The sequence below is a fragment of the Roseibium sp. genome, assembly GCF_051016195.1.
Lineage (GTDB): Bacteria > Pseudomonadota > Alphaproteobacteria > Rhizobiales > Stappiaceae > Roseibium.
In genome coordinates, this window is sequence record NZ_CP134616.1 from 5271965 (window position 1) to 5290495 (window position 18531).

Consider the following 18531-nt stretch of genomic DNA (forward strand, 5'->3'; position numbering starts at 1 on the left):
CCGGGACGATCTTCCATACCGAACGACGGCGCTTTTCCGTGTCTGAAGAACTCCAAATCGACAAAGCACTTTGCCGGGATTGCGGCCACCGGCCCGCGGTGACCGCATCGCGGTGTGCTGCCTGTGGCAGTCCCAGGCTGGTTTCGCATCCGGAACTGGACCAGCTTTCGATCGCGCATATCGATTGCGATGCGTTTTACGCGTCCATCGAGAAACGCGACAACCCCGCTCTCCAGGATGTTCCTGTCATTGTCGGCGGTGGGCAACGGGGCGTTGTTTCAACCTGCTGCTATATCGCCCGCATCTATGGTGTTCGTTCGGCCATGCCCATGTTCAAGGCCCTGGAGGCGTGCCCCGACGCCGTGGTGATCAAGCCGAACATGGAGAAGTATTCGAAGGCCGGCAAGGAAATACGGGAACGGATGCGTGCCCTCACCCCACTGGTCGAACCGCTGTCGATCGACGAAGCGTTCCTGGATCTGACAGGCACGGAAAGGCTGCACCAGGCGACGCCGGCGGAAACGCTTGCAAGGTTCATCCGGGGTATCGAGGCGGACATCGGCATTTCCGCGTCGGTCGGTCTCGCGCCGAACAAGTTTCTCGCAAAACTTGCGTCAGACCTCGAAAAGCCGAGGGGGTTCTCGGTTATCGGCGCTGCGGAGGCGAAAACTGTCCTGGCTGCCATGCCTGTCGGACGTATCTGGGGTGTCGGCAAGGTCTTTCAGAAGAGGCTGGAAAAGGACGGTATCCGAACGATCGGTCAGTTGCAGACCATGGAGGCAGCCGACCTGGCGCGCCGCTACGGCACAATCGGCCTCAGGCTCGCCACGCTCTCACACGGGGCGGACGACCGGACGGTGAAACCGCAACGTGGTGCAAAGAGCGTGTCGTCCGAAACCACGTTCCGGACCGATATTTCAAGTCTTGAAACCCTTCGTCCGATCCTGCGCAGTCTATCGGAAAAGGTGTCGGCAAGACTGAAGAAGTCCGATCTCGCGGGACGCGGCGTCACGCTGAAGCTGAAAACCGCCGATTTCAAGACGATTACGCGCGCACGTCATTTCGGGGACCCGACTCAATTGGCGGACAAGATTTACGCTGCCGGTGATGCGCTGCTGGAAAATGAGGCCGACGGCAGACGGTTCCGACTGATCGGGATTGGTGTCAGTGATCTGGAATCCTCGGAGCGCGCAGACCCGGAAGACCTGCTCGACCAGTCGGCAGAGCGGCGCAAGAACGCCGAGCGGGCGGTCGACAAACTTCGCGACAAATTCGGTAATTCGGCCGTCGAACTCGGGTTGACCCTGGCCGCCAAGTCCGCAGAAAAACCACGGAAAGGCTAGGGTCAGGACCCATGGTCAGGACCCCATTCAGGGCACGGCATTCCACAAGCAGTCAGCGATTGCAATCACTCTCGTCATAGAGTTCCAGCGCTGCCATCTTGCCCTTGATGGTGAAATCACCGTAATCGAGTGTCAGGCGACCGCTGACACCGTTCTGGTAGAGCCAGAAAGACAGCTGATATACAGGGGTCAGTTCTCCCGTCGCATCTTCATCGGCCGGATCGAAATAGGCGACCGTAACGGGCCAGTAATTCAGACCGGCAAGCGACGCATCCGGGTTTTCTGTTCCGGCCTTGGCCTCGCTGGGTGCCTTCGCGCCAATGACGGTTGTCGTGGAATAGACCTTCTCGCCGGTTTCGGCACCGTCGTAAATGTCGGCTGCGATGAACGAGACGCCGCTCTCGGCAGAATCCAGGATCTTCAGCAAGTGCTCGGTTGGAAACATCACTTCCGGGCTGATCTCAAGAGACTTTTCGGACGGTTCTTTCAACTCGACGGTCTTGCCCTTGGCCCCGGCCTTGGCGGTCCCACGGGATTCCTCGACAAGTTGCTGATCGACAAAGGTCTTGGACAGGAACTGGTAGCTCTCAGCCTCAGGTTCCTCGAAGGAAGTTGTCTGCAGATCCGTCACCTGGGAGCCGCCATCGGTGTTCTGAAACCGGGTCACGAAGCGAAAGTTGACGCTATATCCGTCACAGGCGCTGCCGGAGAACTCATAAACCATCCGTCCGGCAAGCCCGGCGATGCCGGAATTGTCTTCCTTGTCACCAAGTTTCATATCGTAGACAGCCCGATGCGGCACAAGCTTGTAACCGCCCTTCCCACCCGCTGTCGCAGCACCTGCTTCCCATGAAAAAACACCGGCTATTGCTGCGGTGGCAAGAAATGCCCCGGCCATTGAACCATTCATGAGAACGCGCTGCATCTGTTATTCCTCTTTACAGCTCCGGCGTGTATCTTGCCGGAACACTCCTGGTATTATGCGGGTATCCAGGACGTGCGCCACAGCGAATGTGAGACGGTGCCCCGAAAATCCTCTCAGAGTGACTTATTTCATAATTCCGGCGATTGAGCGACCCACCTGTAGCCGATCCGCAAACCTCACTCCCACTTATTTCAGCGAGCCCGTCTTTTGGCCTTGTCACATCCTGGAATTTGCGCCAAGACACCGCAAAATGTTGCCAGTTGGAGCCATGTCATGAGTGCAATCGAAAATCGTCTGACAGACCTTGGAATTACCTTGCCGGATGCCGCAGCCCCGGCCGCCAACTACGTGCCGTTTGTCAGGACTGGCAACCAGCTCTTCATCTCCGGTCAGTTGCCGATGGAAGCCGGCAAGATCCTCTTTACCGGCAAGCTTGGCAACGACGTTTCCCTTGAAGACGGGAAGGCTGCCGCCAAGACCTGTGCAATCAACCTGCTGGCGCAGGCAAAGGCCGCAACCGGCCATCTCGACAAGGTCGTTCGGCTGGTGAAAATCGTCGGTTTCGTCAACTCGACGGCCGATTTCACCGATCAGCCACAGGTCATTAACGGGGCGTCCGACTTTCTGGTGGACGCGATGGGAGACGCCGGACGGCACGCCCGCTCAGCCGTCAGTGCAGCCTCCCTGCCCTTCGGTGCGGCTGTCGAGATCGAAGCCATCTTCGAAATCACAGACTGACCTCAGCAACGGCGGGACATTCGCCGCCGACAATTCCGGATCGTTTCCGTCATGTCCAATGATCTTCAGGCCATCTTTTCCCGGCCGGTCGCTCACCGTGGCTTTCACGATGCCGACAATGGCATCATCGAGAACACACCGAGCGCAATCAGCCGCGCCGTCGAGCATAATCTCGCGATTGAAGTCGACCTTCAGGAGACTGCCGACGGCGAGGCGTTGGTCTTCCATGACTACACGCTGGACCGGCTGGCGGAAGGAACGGGAAAAGTCATCGATTTTTCTTCCGGAGACCTGCTCGCAATACATATGCGGACCGGCACGGACAAACTGTGGCTGTTGCAGGATCTGTTCGATCTCGTCGACGGCAAGGTTCCGCTCGTTATCGAGATCAAGTCGCTGATGCGGCGCGACGCGCAAGGCGACTTCGTGCGCAGCGTCACCGATCAGATAGCGGGCTACCGTGGGCCGTCCTGCCTGAAATCCTTCGACCCCGACATGTTGTCCATCGCGCGGAGCCGGAATTCGGCTGTCCTGCGCGGCATCGTTGCGGATGGAGCGGAACCGGGACCGTCCTACGCCAGGTATTCACGCACGGACCGCTTCATCCTGCGGCATCTGCTGCACGCACCGCGCACCCGCCCGAATTTCATTTCCTATGGAATCAACGATCTGCCAAAGGCGGGGCCGAGCCTGCTGCGATCCGTGTTCAAGGTCCCGCTGATGGCGTGGACGGTGCGGACACGCGAACAACGTTTGCGCGCGGACCGGTATGCGGACCAGATCGTGTTTGAAGGCTTTGACCCGGATGCGGTGACGCGTTCATCGTAATCGCCGTGTTTTCGCAATGACAGACCCAATTTGCCGGAAGCAGCAGTCCGATCCCTCTTGCGATGCAAAACGATAGCGCTACATTTCAAGAGTGGCCCAATTTTTGGATGCTTTTTGACGCATGAGTTCTTCCCCTACCGAGGAAAAAAAAGATCCGGACGCTCCTGCTGACGGAAACACGATTTCTTTGCGCATCCTGTCCTCGCTGAAGGACGTTTCCGCAAGCAAGTGGGATGCAGTTGCCAATCCGGGCTGGCAACTGGACGGCAGCGGGAAACTCACCAGGGCTGACACCTGCGATGCTGCCGCGATATCCGCGGGATCGGACCTCGCGGACGCCTTGGGCGCTCCTCATGCTGAACATGAAGAAACCTCATTCAACCCCTTTCTTTCACACGCTTTTCTGGAAGCCTTGGAAGAAGCCGGATGTGCCACGAATGCCACGGGTTGGTTGCCGCGTCACATGCTGCTTGAGGACGATGACGGAAACGTGCTGGGGGCCGTCCCGGCCTACCTCAAAAGCCATTCCCAGGGCGAATACGTTTTCGACCACAGCTGGGCAGACGCATTTTACCGTGCCGGAGGCGACTACTATCCCAAGCTGCAGATTTCCGTTCCTTTCACACCGGCAACGGGCCGGCGGTTCCTGGTCGGTGCCGGCATCAACCGGGAAGCGGGGCTTCAAGCACTCGCGGCCGGTCTTGTTCAGGTGTGCCAACGCAGCGGCGCATCCTCCGTTCATGCGACCTTCCTGACCAAACCGGAATGGGACGGCCTAGGCGATCTCGGCTACCTGCGGCGAACCGATCAGCAATTCCACTGGGAAAACAACGGATATGAAAGCTTCGACGGCTTTCTGGCCGACCTTGCCTCCCGCAAGCGCAAGGCGATCAAAAAAGAACGCCGCGAGGCCCTGAGCGCCGATGGGATCGAAGTCGAGTGGGTAACCGGCGCGGACCTGACCGAAGCGCACTGGGACGCCTTTTACGGGTTTTACATGGATACGGGCTCCCGCAAATGGGGCCGCCCCTATCTCAACCGGAAATTCTTTTCCCTGATCAGCGAACGGCTTGCCGAGCAAACGCTCCTGGTGCTCGCCAAACGGGACGGACGCTACGTAGCGGGCGCGTTGAACTTCATCGGTTCGCAAACCCTGTTCGGCAGGCACTGGGGCTGCAGCGAGCACCACCCCTTCCTTCATTTCGAGCTCTGCTACTATCAGGCGATCGATTTTGCCATTGCAAGGGGGCTGAAACGGGTTGAAGCGGGTGCACAGGGCTCGCACAAGCTTGCCCGCGGCTATTTGCCGACGACGACCTATTCAGCCCACTGGATTGCCCATGAAGGCCTGCATCAGGCGGTTGCGGACTATCTGGAACGGGAACGCTTCGCGGTGGAACGTGAAAACGTGGCTCTGGCCGAACACGCGCCATTCAAGAAAGGCGAGTGAACGAAACCGTCTCAGTCCTGAAACATCAGCTTCATCTCGGATTGATGGATACGGTCTTCGACACCAATGCGATCGAGAAAGGCGTTCACCCCCTTTGCTGCAGTATCGACATTCACGAATGTCAGCTGATCCGTGCGTGTCGCGGCCGACAGGCCGTCCAGCAGGGCCCGTCCGATCCCGCGCCGCCGGAAATCCCTGCGAACGGCGATCTGGGCAACCGACCCGTCTTCATACGAAGCGCCCCAGCCAACCACGATGCCATCCAGTCTCAAACCCAGCACGCGCGTCTGTTCGCGGAGGGCGCGCAATGCCGCCCGGCTGTTCTGCGGTGTCGGCCGGGTGTCGAAGAAAGCGCTTTCGTCATCGGGAAGCTGATCGACCGAAAACGTTTCGAGCGGGAAACGGGCGCGCGGGATACTGACCGGACGCTTTTCGGAGATCCGGCACACGCGCAGTGTGCGCCGCGTCTCAAACCCGGATTTTTCGTAGGCTTTCACCGCCTTCTCATTGGTGGTTATGACCTCCAGCTGAAGCCCGCGTCCGGCATCAGACTTTTGCCGTTCAATCACCTTATCCAGCAATTGGCGGGACAGGCCCTTGCGGCGATATGCCGGGAGGGTTCCGACGGACAGGGTGTAGGCGCAGTTTTGATACGCGGACAAGGGCGGGCTGGAGAACCAGAATGCGGCGATCTCAGTGCCCGACATCGCAACAAAGGAATGATCAGCTGAAAAACCGCGCTGTTTCTGAAAATCCGTGAACTTGTCCGCCGTCAGGGACAGCGGCACGACATAGTCGGAAAAGGCCGCATTCATCGCTGCGCAAAGCTGCGGAGCCTGCAAGGCCCTGCAATTGATAAGCTGGTAGGACATGAATTCTCTTTTGGACCGCTGTTTCGAAAAGCGAACTTTTTGGACGCAACAAGGAGCATGACGCCCGCACGCAAGCGTTATCCGATCGCGGCGCACCTCGCACGTCGCTGACCGGTTTGGCTACCGGCACGAATGCAGGTCAGTTGAAACTCTCCGCGACATCGTACATGACGGGTTCGAAACTCTTGCAGAGCGCGTGGATGCGCCTGTTTCTCTCGCGCATTTCCGGTGTCCGCAACATGGCGAGGAAATCCTCCCGCCTGCGCCACTGAGAATAGTTGGCGATCCGGGTCTGAGCATCGTTGACGTGGAGCCCGGCCCCGATGAACCCCGGCTGATGCCGGATAAAATTCTGGTATGCGTCCTTGAGTTCATCCAGGAGGTCGAAACAGGTTCCCGGTGTCATCTCGAACGTGGTGATCACGGTCTGACAATCGCTGTCGCTGGAAATCTCAGGCATCGCTCTCCTCCTCTGCCCCAGGTCACACTCCCATAGACCTGGATCACGAGGGCACAACCTGATCAGAAATGCTGGCACGAAAAACACAAAGCGGCAACTCGCATTTGTTGCCGCCTGAACCGCATGCACGCGCTAGCCGAGTGCTCCCTCCAGATCAGCGATCAGATCTTCCGCATCTTCCAGTCCGACGGACAGGCGGAAGATTCCCTCTCCGGCAAACTCCTTGTAGGACGCGCATTGCGCGCCCTTGAGACGAAAAGACGTCTCCATCAGCGGCCCGGTTTCCATCCAGAAGATCAACGAGCGATGATGGCCGAGCGACACGGCATAGTGGACGACCCGCAAACGGTCGATCATCCGGCGCGCAAGTTTCCTACCATGCTCGGCGGATCCGACCTGAAAGGACATCATGCCGGAGAAGTTTGTCATCTGGCGTGCTGCCAGATCATGCTGCGGGTGTGAAGGCAGTCCGGGATACATGACCCGCGTCACGGCCGGGTGCGCTTCGAGCCACCGGGCAACCTCCGTAGCCCCGGTCTGGTGCGCCTTCATCCGCAGCGGCAGCGTGGCAGCGCCTCTTGCGATCAGCCAGGCATTGAAGGGCGACAGGACACCGCCATGGTGTATCGCCGCTTCCTTTCGCAAACCGGCGATCAGATCAGCCCGGCCCGCAATGGCGCCACCGACAGCATCGCCATGCCCGCCGATATACTTTGTGATCGAATGCATCACCAGGTCGACACCGAGAGCGGACGGATCCATCCCGATCGGCGATGCGAATGTGGCATCGCAGCTGTGCAGGGCACCGGCCTTGTGAGCCAGGTCCGAAACCGCCTCCAGGTCCGTCAGTCTCATGATCGGATTGACCGGCGTTTCGGTGTGAACCAGCCGGGTGGTTGGCCGGATTGCGGCGGCAACGGCATCCAGATCCGACATATCCACCGTCGTGACGTCTATGCCGAGGCGCGGCAGCGTTTCACGCGCAAGCTCGGCGACGCCTGCATAGGAAACATCGGAAACAACGGCATGTTCGCCTGCTGACAGAAACGTCAGGAAGATCGCCGTGGCCGCGGCCATGCCGGACGCCAGGCAAAGACAGTCTTCAGTTCCCTGAAGCGCGGCAATCTTCTGTTCGAGCATCGCGACGGTCGGATTGCCCCAGCGCGAATAGATGAACCCCTCCCCGGTGTCGTCCAGATCGTGCGCGGAAAAGCCGGCAACATCCTCGCTCACAAAAGTTGAACTCATGTGTATGGGTGGCGCGGACGCACCCGTCGCAGGATCCGGCTTTTCACCGCCGTGTATGGCGGTGGTCATCGGTCCGAGCTGTCTGTTTGTTCGTTTCACGCCAGTCTCCCTCACACCCCGGTCGCCGGTTCGACGCCCTCCGCTGCCATACTCTTAACGGCCTCCTGAGCGAGAGACAGCAGTTTTTCGTAATGCGCGGCGCGGGAACTGCCATTGCGCCACACGAGATACATGACACGCTGCATGGCGATGCCTTCAATGGGCTTCAAAAGCAGGTTCTGCTCCTTGGGAAACTCAGACGCGATATAGGCGGCAGGAAAGAGCGCCAGTCCCATGCCGATCGAGGCCATCTGGCGCAGCGCATCAAGGCTCGTCCCCTCGTAGTCCTGAAGAAAGTCAGCACCGGCTGCCCTCGCAAGCGCCTGGACGTCATTGTGCAGCCGGAAGCCCTGCCCGAGCGAAAGGAGCTTTTCCCCTTTCAGGAGCGACACCGGAACAGCTTCGAGGCCGGAAAGCGGATGCGACCTCGGCACGGCAAGCGAAACACTCTCGTTGCAGATCACCCGTTCGCTCAGGTGCCCCGTTGGCGTGAAGTCCGGCGTGATGATGCAATCAAGAGCGCCTGCCGCCAGCCCTTCCTCCAGCAAGTTGGGCCGGTCTTCGCGGATGTAGAGCTCAAGATCAGGGAAGTTGGCCTTCAGAATCGGCAGAAGATACGGCATGAAATATGGCCCGAATGTGGGCGAGACCCCCAAACGTATCAAACCACCCAAATTTGCCCGGCCAGCCTGCGCAACCGCCACAATTTCGTCCAAACTCTCAAGAGATTGCCGGGCAAGCGGCAACAGGCGCTCACCGGCAGCCGTGAGACTGATATCCCCGCCGCCGCGCTCAAGCAGCCCGCACCCGAGACTGTCCTCCAAGAGCTTGAATTGTGTGGACAAAGTCGGCTGAGAGACATTGCACTTTTCGGCTGCCTTACCGAAATGAAGCGTCTCGGCAAGGGCGATGAAATAGTCCAGTTGACGCGGCGACGGTCTGAAATGCATCGGTTTCCGTTCATTAATAGATTTCTTCTATCACTTTAATACAAACAATGTATTTCTTCTATATCCAAATCACCCCATATCATGGTCATCAACACAGCAACAGCCAACAACGTGGAGGTAGGCGATGTATAACCGTTTGAAATCCTTGCGCAGCCAGCACAACACGCTGGATTCCCTGATCCGCCGTGAGGAACTGCATCCCTATCCCGACACGCAGCACATTCGGTCTTTGAAGAAATTCAAGCTTCGTCTGCGAGATGAAATCTCCAGGATTGAAACAAGCCTGAACGCGAACCAGTTGGCATACTGATCCGCACCTCGAGCGTGCCCGCGAAAGGAAACTGCTATGAACCCGTTCTGGCCTTTTATGGCTTTACCTGCAATGCAACCGAAGTTCACCCGCCGGACGAGGCTGCAAGACCTGGAAGCACGCATGTCGTCCTTCCTGTCGGAAAAGCAGGCGTCGAGCACCAGCTGCCCCAAGGTGCTCGACAATATCAAGGTCGCCAAGTCGACCGTCCAGCGTGAGATGGCGTCCGATTGAGAGACCGGTCCGCGTTTCGACATTCCGAAACCGGCAATGCCACGGCAGCTGGATCAACCCGTCCGCGCAGGCCCCGCGGACGGGTTTTCCTTTTGTGCGGTCTTCATTCCGCCGGCACCGTGGCGGCGGCATCCAATGTTCCCGCGTCCCTGTCAGCCCGCTTGGACGGACGCACCCGGAAGAACAGGGCGTAGAGAACTGGCGCGGCGATCAGGGTCAGAACGGTCGCGAAGGCCAGACCACCCATGATGGTCACAGCCATGCCCCGGAAAAACGCGTCCGACAAGAGCGGCGCCATCCCGAGGATCGTGGTGATTGCCGCCAGCATGACCGGCCGCATACGCGAGACGCTTGCCGTAACGATGGCGTCGTATTTCTCGCTTCCCTCTTCGATCAGCCGGTCGATCTCCTCCAGAAGCACGATCGCGTTCTTGATCAGCATGCCGGAGAGCGACAGGAACCCGAGCAGAGACATGAAGCCGAAGGGCGTGTCAGTCGCCAGCAGCGCGATCGCGACGCCGTTGATGGACATCGGCACCATCAGCCAGATAATCAGGGGCTGCCGGACAGATCCGAACAGCAGGATCGAGATGATCAGCATCACCAGAAATCCAAGCGGCAACTGGGCGCCAAGCGACGCCTGGGCGTCATTGGTGCTCTCATACTCTCCACCCCACTCCAGCGCATAGCCCGGCGGCAGCGCGATCGCCTCGATTTGCGGCCGAACCCTGGCCAGAGCGGCCGTGGCCGTTTCGCCGGCCGTGGTTTCCGCCTTCACGGTCAGCGTGCGCACGCGGTCTCGCCGGTGGATCAGCGTGTCCTCAGGTTCCATGACGAACCGGCTCACCACCTGGTCGATCGGAACATAGCGGCGCTGACCCGTGCTCCAGACAAGCGAGTCGGAGACGCTTTCATTGACCGAAATGCCTTCCGGGCCGGCCTTGCGGGCTACAATCGGAATACTCTCATCCACATCGCGATAGGATCCGACCTGCACTCCTTCCGTTGCGAACTGAAGTGACAGCGACAGCTCCTCGCGCGTGACGCCCGAGATCCGTGCCCGATCCTCTTCAAAGACCGGTCTAACCACAAGTTCGCGCTGGCGCCAGTCCGTGTTGACGTCGGCGAGCCTGTTTTCTGGCAGGGAAAAAATCGCCTGGGCCTCATCACCAAGCCGCTTGAGGACATTGGCATCCGGTCCGGAGAAACGCGCTTCGATCTTGGCGCCGCCGCCCGGGCCGAAGACGAGACGTTTCGTGATGATCTGGGCAGCGGGAAACCGCTCGCCGAACTGCTCGCGCAGATCCAGAGCCAGGAGGTCGATTTCGTCACGGTTGTTCGTTCGGATGAGCATGTGGCCATATGCGGGATTGGCGTCTTCCGGAGCATAAGTCAGCATGAACCGTGTCGCGCCGCCACCTGCAAAACTTGTCACGGCCGCCACGCGCTCGTCAGCAAGAATAAGCTTCTCCATTTCCGCCAGATCTGCCTCGGTCGCACGGATGTCCGTGCCTTGCGGAGACCAGTAATGCACATAGAAGATCGGCGTGTTGCTGTCCGGGAAGAAGGCCTGTTTCACATTGCCGAATGCCATGACGCAGGCGACGGTTATGCCGACGAGTGCCAGGACGGACAGAAGCCGTGCGTGCAGCGCACCCACCAGAAACCCGCGGTAAATGGCATAAAGAACACCCTTGTAGGGATCGTGATCGTCGGGATTTCCTTCTGCCGTGCGGAAAAAGTACTTTCCGAACAGCGGCGTTACGGTGACGGCAAAAACCCAGGACAACAGAAGTGAAATTCCGATCACCGCGAAGAGCGAGAACAGAAATTCACCGGTTGCGTCAGGCGACAGGCCAATCCCCGAAAAGGCCATGATGCCGATCACGGTTGCCCCCAGAAGCGGCCACATCGTCTGTTTGACCACGCGGCTCGCCGCTTCTATCGCCCGATGTCCACGCTGCATGTTGATCATCATGCCCTCAGCCACGACGATCGCGTTGTCCACGAGCATCCCCATGGCAATGATCAGCGCGCCAAGCGATATGCGCTCCATCTCGATGTTGAAGATCCGCATGAACAGCACGGTGGCCATGACGGTCAGCAGGAGAACCGTTCCAACAACCACAGCTGCCCGCCATCCCATGAAAAGCGCAAGTACGCCGATCACGATGACGACTGACGCGGCCAGGTTAAGAATGAAGCCGTTCACGGATGCGTCGACGACGATATTCTGCTCGTAGATCGGATGGATCTGCATACCGACGGGCAGCAGCGCCTCTATTTCCTCCAGTCTTTCCACGACCCGGTTGCCGACGTCGACAATGTTGGTGCCGTCGACCTGGGAAACACCGATCGTCACGGCCCGATCGCCGTCGTGACGGATCAGTTTGCGCGGACGCTCCGGCTCTCCGAGTTCCAGCGTGGATATGTCCGACAACCGGATCATCGCCGTTGAGCCCGGACGACCGACGATGAGATCCTGAATACCGCTGAAATCCTCGAATGCCGATGGTGTCATCAAACGGATACGGGATTGCCCGGAAACAGCTGATCCATTGGACTGGATCCTGTTTTCGGCATCCAGTACGCCGACGATATCGGTCATGGAAATGCCGAGGCCGGCCATCTTGTCCTGGTCGACATCCAGGTAGATGACATCCTCCGGTTCGCCATCGACTTCAACCTTGCCAACCCCGGGCACGGCAAGGAGTTCCCGGCGGATCCGCTTAACCGTGTCGCGTATATCGCGGTTCGTGTAGCCGTCGGCTGTGAAGGCGTAAAACAGACCGAACACATCGCCAAAACTGTCGTAGACGAGAGGCGTTTGAGCACCCGCAGGCAGGTTCCTCTGTTCGTCTCCCACCTTTCGGCGCAGTTCGTCCCAAACCTGCGGCAGTTCCGCGCCATCGTAGGTCGGCTTGATCTCCACGCTGATCCGCGACAGTCCGGGTTCGGAGACGGACCTGATCTCATCGAGTTGCGGCATTTGTTGGATTGCGGTTTCGAGGATCTCCGTGACCTCGTTTTCAACCTCCGCAGCCGTTGCACCCGGATAGGCGGTGATGACCTGCGCTTCCTTGATGGTAAAGGCCGGATCCTCTAGACGCCCGACCGAAATCAGCCCCCAGAGGCCTCCGAGAAGTGCGATCAGCACGATCATCCATGTGTTGACCGGCTTCTCGATGGAGTAGCGTGCAATGTCCACGGTCCGTGATCCCTTAACTTATTGCAGCGCTTGTCAGCGCAGGCGGCGCACGATCTGGCCGTCACTGAGGTAGGCAACGCCGGCTGAAACAATTTCGTCTCCGGTTTCAACGCCGGAGCGGATGGGAATGTAGTCTCCCATGATCGTTCCAATCTCGACCGGCTGCTTGGAAACTGCCCCCGTCGCTTCGGCAAACTTCCAGACATAGGTGTTGCCCTCGCCATCGACGGCGACCGATGCTGTCGGCACGAGCAACTGCTCGCCGAGCTCCAATCCTTCCGGAACGAGTTTCACGATGACGGACGCCGTCATGCCGGGCGAAAGCTGATCAACACCCTCCCGCGGCATTGCCAGGGTGATCCGGTAGGTCTGGGTGACCTCGTCCACCTGACTGGAATGTTCGCGATACTGAAGCGGGAAGATCTCCTCGCCATAGGCCGGGAATTTCGCTTCGATCGAGGAAACCTCGGATTCCGTCACACGCCCGAACAGCGCTTCGGCGACATTGATGTCGACCTGCACTTCCGAAACATCATGCATGCGGACGATAGGGGTTGCCACGCTGACGGTCGTGAAATTGTCAACGAGGCGAAGAGACACGATGCCGTCGAAAGGCGCTGTCAGGCTCGTGTATTGGAGATTCTGGCGCGCTTCTTCCAGCCGTTCCAGAGCAAGATCATAAACGTTTTTCTGCTCGTCATATGCGGACTGGGAAATCACCGAGCGCTCTTTCAGCGTCTCGAGCCGGTCCAACTCGCGCTTTGCCTGATCCACATTGATCGTCGCCTCGCGGACCGCGCGCTCGTAATCCGTCGGATCCAGCTTCGCAATCACGTCGCCCTTCGACACCTGCTGGCTTTCCAGAACAGGCAATTCGAGCAGCTTGCCCGAAACCTGGAAGGACAGGTCGACCGTCTGCACCGCTGCCACGCGTCCGGCGAACCGCCGTTCGATCAGGCCGATTTCATCGGTCACCGTGAATATTTTTGCCGGTCTCGGAGCGGCATGAAGTTTTGCTTCCGCTTCCGCGACAGGATTTGCCGCATCGTCCTGGCAGGCAGCCAGAACGGCCGCCGCAACCAGAAATGCCATCCAGCGTGCGATATTCCCTCTTCGAACCGTCACCATCTGCCGTCCCGTCGTTTTGCCTAGTCTTGTTCGAGGTGGTCTCTGAGTTCGCTCAGCACCTTGGCCCGTTCGTTGTCGTCCAGCACCGAAACACAGTGCGCGACCGAAAAATGCAGGCCTTCAAGGCTCGCCCAGATTGCCATTGCCTTGCCGAACTCGTCGGTCTCTTCCGCAATGGCCGCCTTGAACCGCCGCTTCACCTTCAGGAAAGGCTCCGTCAACTCAGGGCGGTCCACCGTTGTTGCAAGGATGGCCTGCGCAACGTCACGCCTGGTTTCAAGCCATGTCTCCGTCACATCGATCATGCCGCTGAGCGTCGGCGATTTCGAGCCGAGATTTGCGGCACGCGCGGCGAGCACATCGGTTTCGAACTGTCCGCCCAGAAAACCGACCATTCCCGTGATGAGGGCGTCCTTGGTCGGAAAGTTGTAAAGGACACCGCCCTTGGAAAACCCGCTTTCCTCCGCGACCGCATCGATGGTGAAATTCTGAGCGCCGGAGCGGCGAATAACCTCAATCGCTGCCGTCAGAATTTCCGACTTGGAATCCGGAGATTGTCTCGAAGCACGTACCGTCATTTCTAAACCGTCTGGTCAGTATAGTTAAGCAATACATAAACCGTCCAGCCGGTACAGACAAGTGCTTTATCGGATTTTCACCGCCCTGTGAATTTGATTGAAAATGTTCAGGGGAAAGAGATGCCAGGCAAGGCGTCTGATATGGGATCAGGCAGCCGCGTTGGACATTGCCGCTTCGCTCGCAGCGTCTTCGGCAGCGGCAGCTTCGGCCGCCAGGCGTGTCCGCTCGAGGGCTTCCTGTTCCATGCGCTCCGCAAAGGCAATGAACTCGTCAGCCGGCATCGGCGCTGCAAAGAAGTAGCCCTGTGCCGCCGTTACGCCAAGTTCGAGCAGGCGCTCAATCTGTTCTTCCTGCTCGACGCCTTCGGCGATGATGCCCATGCCCAGGTTGTCCGCGAGTTCCACCATGGAGTCGACGATTGTGGTGGAGTTGTCGTCAGAACTGATCGTGTCGATGAACATCTTGTCGATCTTGATGATATCGACGCCGAGTTTTTGCAGATACGCCATGCCGCCGTGACCGGTGCCGACATCATCCAGGGCGACCCGGACGCCAAGCGCCTGGAGTTCCGCCATGATCTTGCGCGCGAATTCCATGTCCTCCAGCGGATGCCGTTCAGTGACCTCGACAACGATCTGCTGGAACGAGATCTTGGAGTTCTCGAATATGGACTTGATGTCGGCGACCACCTCACGATCCAGAAAATGTCCCGCGAAAAGGTTGATCGACAGCTTGAAGTCGGGGTTCTCGCCGTAGAGATCCCCCACCTCCTCCGAAGAAAGACGCATGATGTGACGGGTCATGTCGAAGATATGACCGTTGTTTTCCGCGTAGGCCATGAACTGGCCCGGCGACACGATTGTTCCGTTCGGACGGCGCCAGCGCATCAGGACTTCACAGCCGCGAAGGCGCAGGGTCTCGATGTCCATGACCGGCTGATAGAACGGAATGAATTCGCCATTGCGGATGGCGGCAACAAACTCGTCGTTGGCTTCGCTTTCAGGCCGCCATGACAACCAGACACCGATCGCAACAAAAAGAACGGCAATTCCGGCGCAGGCAGCTGCCGCGACAACTTTAAGATCCTTGACGACGTGCGCTGCGGCGCTCTCGGGCGCGGTGATCGTGGCGGCAAGCGGATAGAGTTCCGACATGACATCAACCGATAGAACGCCCTCCGCCCTGGACGCCTCGGAATTGTAGCCGCCGACTGTGTACCAGAGCAGGTTGTCGCCCAGGCGCAACTCGGCTCTTCTGTAAGACCTCAGATATTCCGGTCCCGGATCCATCGCGATGACCGCCGGTGTAACTTCTGCGAAAAGTCTCGTCTGGTCCTTCAGGTCCCAGCTGATGACCGCCGCCTTCGCACCCAGATAGTCGCGGTCCAGCATGCCGATACCCACCAGCGGCCCATCGGTGCGCACCGGGGGAAGAATGATCTTGCCGGCGAGATCGCGATCGGGAACGATGCACATTCGCTGACCTTTGCCATCAACGAGACCAAGGGCATCTATCATGCCGTTTTCAATAATCAGTCTTTCGAAGATAACCCGGTCTTCCGCGCTGCAGGTCTGTACGCCGTCGCGGTCGAGCCTTTGAAGCAGACTGACGGTGGTGCTGATAACTTCTTCGGCGCGATGGATCGATACCTCGCCCATGGCCTCCATCTCGGTCAACGCCCGGCGCTCGGCAAACTGGTTCAAAATGATATTGATCGCGAATAGCGGCGTGGTCGCCAGGACAAGGGCGATCAGGACCGTTTTCGCGAAACCTAGATACCGGAAGGACAATTCTGTACCTGCAGACCAATAGACTCTTCAAGAAGATGGCCGATCTGGGTAAACAAGGACTGAATGTGTCGGGGTTTCATCGAGATCAAGGCGGCCTGAACCCGGCATGTGGTCAGATGCCGCTACGAAACGTTTCACGGGAATGCGGGAGTTGCTCATGCAGGCACTGTTTATCGGCCAAGCCTATATCGACGTTACCTTTTTGACCGACAACCTCCCGACAGGCGATGAGAAAGCGATCGCCCGGGACTATGCCATCAGCTTCGGCGGCAACGCCGTCACGGCCGCATTTTGCTGCGCAAAGCTCGGTGGCCGGCCGGATGTTCTGTGCTCGCTTGCGGATGACTGGCTGGCGCGCATGTTCCTGGACATGGCAGCCGCCTACGGCATTTCCGTCCATGGCCGCAAGGTGCGCGACTCCTCGCTTTCATTCATCATGCCCAAATCCGGAAAACGTGCGATCGTGCGTTGCCGCGACAATGACTTTCTCCATCCCTTTCCTCCGCTTACGCTGACCGGCATGAAAGCACTGCACCTGGACGGCCACATGCCTGACGCCGCGCACCATTATGCAGCGACCTGCAAGAATCTCGGCATCCTGACGTCACTCGATGGCGGTGCGGTCAGGGAGAACACGGATGAACTGCTCAACCATATAGACATTGCCGTTGTTTCCGAACGGTTTTGCCAGCAACTCGGAAAGTCGACAGGCGAAACCCTGCAATATCTCCGATCCAAAAACTGCCCGGTTGGCGCCGTGACGCTCGGCGAACACGGCACGGTCTGGTACGAAGCCGGAGGAACCGACAAGATCTTGCCTGCACTCGACGTTCCAATGCAGAAAGTTGTCGATTCCAACGGCGCTGGGGACGTCTTTCACGGCGCTTATATCGCCTCCTATCTCAAGCATCCGGAACGCAGCTGGAGCGCGCATTTCGAGTTTGCCCGGGCTGCATCCACCCATGCGATCCAGCATCTCGGAAACGAAGCGAGCCTCCCGTCGCTTGAGGATATCGAGCGGGCCAAACAGGAATTCCGCGAAAAGGCCGCCGCCTAGAGCAGTTCATGATCCGAAGGCCAGCGCCCGGCTTCACCGGCGACGAACGATTAGTGCAACGGCCTTGCTTCGGCACACAACATCAAGCAGAGTGTGCCCGCCTTTTCATGGTGGAGTTTTACATGATGTTTTCCCCCTCGCCCCGATTTGCGTTCGGCCTTTGCACGGCTGTCAGCCTTATCGCCCTCCAGTCGATCCCCGCCGTCGCATTCGACCCGACCGGCAACGAGATTGCAGATGCCTTTCTGTCCGTCGTGGATGCTCAGGAAGGCACCGTGGAAAGCTACGAGGCCGTCAACGCGTCGGGTGATACGGTCACCATCGACGGGCTCGTGGTCTCGGACGGTGGTGACGGCAAGGTGACGATCGCAAAGACGATGCTCGGCGGCGGCGAATTGCTGGACAATGGCCGTCTCAAGCTCGAGAGCCTCGGCCTTGAAGCGCTCGAACTGAAAGCGGATGACGGCGGCATGTCCGTCGGAACGCTCGACGCAACACAGCTCGTTCTGCCCTCGCCGGCGGAAGCAGCAGCGAAGACATCGCCCGGCGGGCCGGGCTACAGAACCGTCGAGATCAAGACCATCCAGATCCAGGACGAAGATGGCAAGGTCGCGGATATCCAGTCGATCTCATCGACAATCGACAGCATGGACGGCGATCTGCCGACCTCGGGCAGCTTTGCCTTGAACGGCGCAGTCGTCGACGTGAAGGAACTCGAGGTCGAGGAGGCGAAAACGCTCTCCGAGCTCGGATATGAAACGCTGTCTCTTGACGTAACCGCATCCGGAAAGTGGGACGTCGACGCGGCAACCGTCGATATCCCGGAACTCAGGATTGATGCGAAGGACGCCGCCAGCCTGACACTCTCCCTTTCTCTTGGCGGCGTGACACGGGACGTTGTGGAGCAGTTGGAAGAAAAGTCAGACAAACCGGAAGAAGCCATGGGGCTGCTGCAGAACGTGTCTGTCGTGAACGCCAAGATTCGGCTTGACGATGCTTCGCTGACCGGACGCATCCTGGACCAGGAGGCCAAGAAAGCCGGTGTTGACGTGCCAACCTATGTCGGAGGATTGACCGGCACCTTGCCGCTTATGCTCGGGATGCTCCAGAACAAGGATCTCGAAGGGCAAGTCGCCAAGGCCGTGACCGACTACCTGAGCTCTCCCGGATCGCTGGAAATCACCGCGGCCCCGGGTGCTCCGGTTCCGTTTTCGCAGGTGATGGGAACAGCGATGCTTGCTCCGCAAATGATCCCGCAAATTCTGTCGGTCGGCATTACCGCCAACCAGTAGGTCTCGGTTTAGAGGTGAAT

Annotated in this window: 17 protein-coding genes; 8 read left to right on the forward strand and 9 right to left on the reverse strand. The window is 58.8% G+C overall.

Annotation, left to right across the window (positions count from 1 at the left end):
* The first annotated feature begins 38 nt into the window (after nt 1-38).
* On the forward strand, nt 39-1343 hold the full coding sequence (locus RDA78_RS24010) for a DNA polymerase IV (protein WP_434052286.1): 1305 nt from the start codon (nt 39-41) through the stop codon (nt 1341-1343).
* A 52-nt stretch (nt 1344-1395) separates the two neighbouring features.
* On the opposite strand, the gene RDA78_RS24015 is transcribed toward RDA78_RS24010, so the two are convergent.
* Complete coding sequence (locus RDA78_RS24015; protein ID WP_434052287.1) at nt 1396-2268, reverse strand: cell envelope integrity EipB family protein; 873 nt, start codon at nt 2266-2268, stop codon at nt 1396-1398.
* Between the two features lie 273 nt (nt 2269-2541).
* Here RDA78_RS24015 and RDA78_RS24020 point away from each other — a divergent pair, with 273 nt between their 5' ends.
* The 3 genes from RDA78_RS24020 to RDA78_RS24030 all read left to right on the forward strand — a co-directional run bounded on the left by RDA78_RS24020 (nt 2542) and on the right by RDA78_RS24030 (nt 5284).
* On the forward strand, nt 2542-3006 hold the full coding sequence (locus RDA78_RS24020) for a RidA family protein (protein ID WP_434052288.1): 465 nt from the start codon (nt 2542-2544) through the stop codon (nt 3004-3006).
* A gap of 51 nt (nt 3007-3057) precedes the next feature.
* Nucleotides 3058-3834 (forward strand): glycerophosphodiester phosphodiesterase family protein, encoded by a 777-nt coding sequence (locus tag RDA78_RS24025; protein ID WP_434052289.1) that lies wholly within the window; start codon nt 3058-3060, stop codon nt 3832-3834.
* A gap of 121 nt (nt 3835-3955) precedes the next feature.
* Nucleotides 3956-5284, forward strand: coding sequence for a GNAT family N-acetyltransferase (locus RDA78_RS24030; RefSeq protein ID WP_434052290.1), 1329 nt, complete (start codon nt 3956-3958; stop codon nt 5282-5284).
* 11 nt (nt 5285-5295) lie between these two features.
* Here RDA78_RS24030 and RDA78_RS24035 read toward each other — a convergent pair whose 3' ends face one another.
* The 4 genes from RDA78_RS24035 to RDA78_RS24050 form a co-directional block, all read right to left on the reverse strand.
* Nucleotides 5296-6156 (reverse strand): GNAT family N-acetyltransferase, encoded by an 861-nt coding sequence (locus RDA78_RS24035; RefSeq protein ID WP_434052291.1) that lies wholly within the window; start codon nt 6154-6156, stop codon nt 5296-5298.
* A 139-nt stretch (nt 6157-6295) separates the two neighbouring features.
* The gene (locus tag RDA78_RS24040; protein ID WP_319387053.1) at nt 6296-6616 is read right to left on the reverse strand and encodes an antibiotic biosynthesis monooxygenase family protein; all 321 of its coding nucleotides are present in this window, start codon (nt 6614-6616) and stop codon (nt 6296-6298) included.
* 132 nt (nt 6617-6748) lie between these two features.
* Nucleotides 6749-7963, reverse strand: a complete 1215-nt coding sequence (locus RDA78_RS24045) for a trans-sulfuration enzyme family protein (protein WP_434052292.1) — start codon at nt 7961-7963, stop codon at nt 6749-6751.
* Between the two features lie 11 nt (nt 7964-7974).
* On the reverse strand, nt 7975-8913 hold the full coding sequence (locus RDA78_RS24050; protein WP_434052293.1) for a LysR substrate-binding domain-containing protein: 939 nt from the start codon (nt 8911-8913) through the stop codon (nt 7975-7977).
* Nucleotides 8914-9037: 124 nt separating this feature from the next.
* Here RDA78_RS24050 and RDA78_RS24055 point away from each other — a divergent pair, with 124 nt between their 5' ends.
* Together RDA78_RS24055 and RDA78_RS24060 are read left to right on the forward strand one after the other, a co-directional pair.
* Nucleotides 9038-9223 (forward strand): YdcH family protein, encoded by a 186-nt coding sequence (locus RDA78_RS24055; protein ID WP_306143521.1) that lies wholly within the window; start codon nt 9038-9040, stop codon nt 9221-9223.
* A gap of 72 nt (nt 9224-9295) precedes the next feature.
* On the forward strand, nt 9296-9457 hold the full coding sequence (locus RDA78_RS24060; protein ID WP_434052294.1) for a hypothetical protein: 162 nt from the start codon (nt 9296-9298) through the stop codon (nt 9455-9457).
* Nucleotides 9458-9560: 103 nt separating this feature from the next.
* Here the strand turns inward: RDA78_RS24060 and RDA78_RS24065 are convergent, their stop codons facing one another.
* The 4 genes from RDA78_RS24065 to RDA78_RS24080 form a co-directional block, all read right to left on the reverse strand.
* A complete protein-coding gene (locus RDA78_RS24065; protein ID WP_434052295.1) occupies nt 9561-12665 on the reverse strand; it encodes an efflux RND transporter permease subunit in 3105 nt (1034 codons plus the stop codon).
* A gap of 33 nt (nt 12666-12698) precedes the next feature.
* Nucleotides 12699-13793, reverse strand: coding sequence for an efflux RND transporter periplasmic adaptor subunit (locus tag RDA78_RS24070; RefSeq protein ID WP_434052296.1), 1095 nt, complete (start codon nt 13791-13793; stop codon nt 12699-12701).
* Nucleotides 13794-13813: 20 nt separating this feature from the next.
* Nucleotides 13814-14371 carry a TetR/AcrR family transcriptional regulator gene (locus RDA78_RS24075; RefSeq protein ID WP_434052297.1) on the reverse strand — a complete coding sequence of 186 codons (558 nt, stop codon included), beginning with the start codon at nt 14369-14371 and terminating at the stop codon, nt 13814-13816.
* Nucleotides 14372-14518: 147 nt separating this feature from the next.
* Nucleotides 14519-16162, reverse strand: a complete 1644-nt coding sequence (locus RDA78_RS24080) for an EAL domain-containing protein (RefSeq protein ID WP_434052298.1) — start codon at nt 16160-16162, stop codon at nt 14519-14521.
* A 157-nt stretch (nt 16163-16319) separates the two neighbouring features.
* Between RDA78_RS24080 and RDA78_RS24085 the strand changes: the two genes are divergently transcribed.
* The gene (locus tag RDA78_RS24085; protein ID WP_434052299.1) at nt 16320-17219 is read left to right on the forward strand and encodes a sugar kinase; all 900 of its coding nucleotides are present in this window, start codon (nt 16320-16322) and stop codon (nt 17217-17219) included.
* 122 nt (nt 17220-17341) lie between these two features.
* Nucleotides 17342-18511, forward strand: coding sequence for a hypothetical protein (locus tag RDA78_RS24090; protein ID WP_434052300.1), 1170 nt, complete (start codon nt 17342-17344; stop codon nt 18509-18511).
* The last annotated feature ends 20 nt before the right edge of the window (nt 18512-18531 follow it).

Excerpts from the sequence above, each read along its gene's own strand:
- RDA78_RS24035 (WP_434052291.1), bottom strand. The coding sequence starts at position 6,156 with ATGTCCTACCAGCTTATCAATTGCAGGGCCTTGCAGGCTCCGCAGCTT.
- RDA78_RS24040 (WP_319387053.1), bottom strand. The coding sequence starts at position 6,616 with ATGCCTGAGATTTCCAGCGACAGCGATTGTCAGACCGTGATCACCACG.
- RDA78_RS24070 (WP_434052296.1), bottom strand. The coding sequence starts at position 13,793 with ATGGTGACGGTTCGAAGAGGGAATATCGCACGCTGGATGGCATTTCTG.
- RDA78_RS24015 (WP_434052287.1), bottom strand. The coding sequence starts at position 2,268 with ATGCAGCGCGTTCTCATGAATGGTTCAATGGCCGGGGCATTTCTTGCC.
- RDA78_RS24020 (WP_434052288.1), top strand. The coding sequence starts at position 2,542 with ATGAGTGCAATCGAAAATCGTCTGACAGACCTTGGAATTACCTTGCCG.
- RDA78_RS24025 (WP_434052289.1), top strand. The coding sequence starts at position 3,058 with ATGTCCAATGATCTTCAGGCCATCTTTTCCCGGCCGGTCGCTCACCGT.
- RDA78_RS24085 (WP_434052299.1), top strand. The coding sequence starts at position 16,320 with ATGCAGGCACTGTTTATCGGCCAAGCCTATATCGACGTTACCTTTTTG.
- RDA78_RS24060 (WP_434052294.1), top strand. The coding sequence starts at position 9,296 with ATGCAACCGAAGTTCACCCGCCGGACGAGGCTGCAAGACCTGGAAGCA.
- RDA78_RS24030 (WP_434052290.1), top strand. The coding sequence starts at position 3,956 with ATGAGTTCTTCCCCTACCGAGGAAAAAAAAGATCCGGACGCTCCTGCT.
- RDA78_RS24090 (WP_434052300.1), top strand. The coding sequence starts at position 17,342 with ATGATGTTTTCCCCCTCGCCCCGATTTGCGTTCGGCCTTTGCACGGCT.
- RDA78_RS24050 (WP_434052293.1), bottom strand. The coding sequence starts at position 8,913 with ATGCATTTCAGACCGTCGCCGCGTCAACTGGACTATTTCATCGCCCTT.
- RDA78_RS24075 (WP_434052297.1), bottom strand. The coding sequence starts at position 14,371 with ATGACGGTACGTGCTTCGAGACAATCTCCGGATTCCAAGTCGGAAATT.
- RDA78_RS24055 (WP_306143521.1), top strand. The coding sequence starts at position 9,038 with ATGTATAACCGTTTGAAATCCTTGCGCAGCCAGCACAACACGCTGGAT.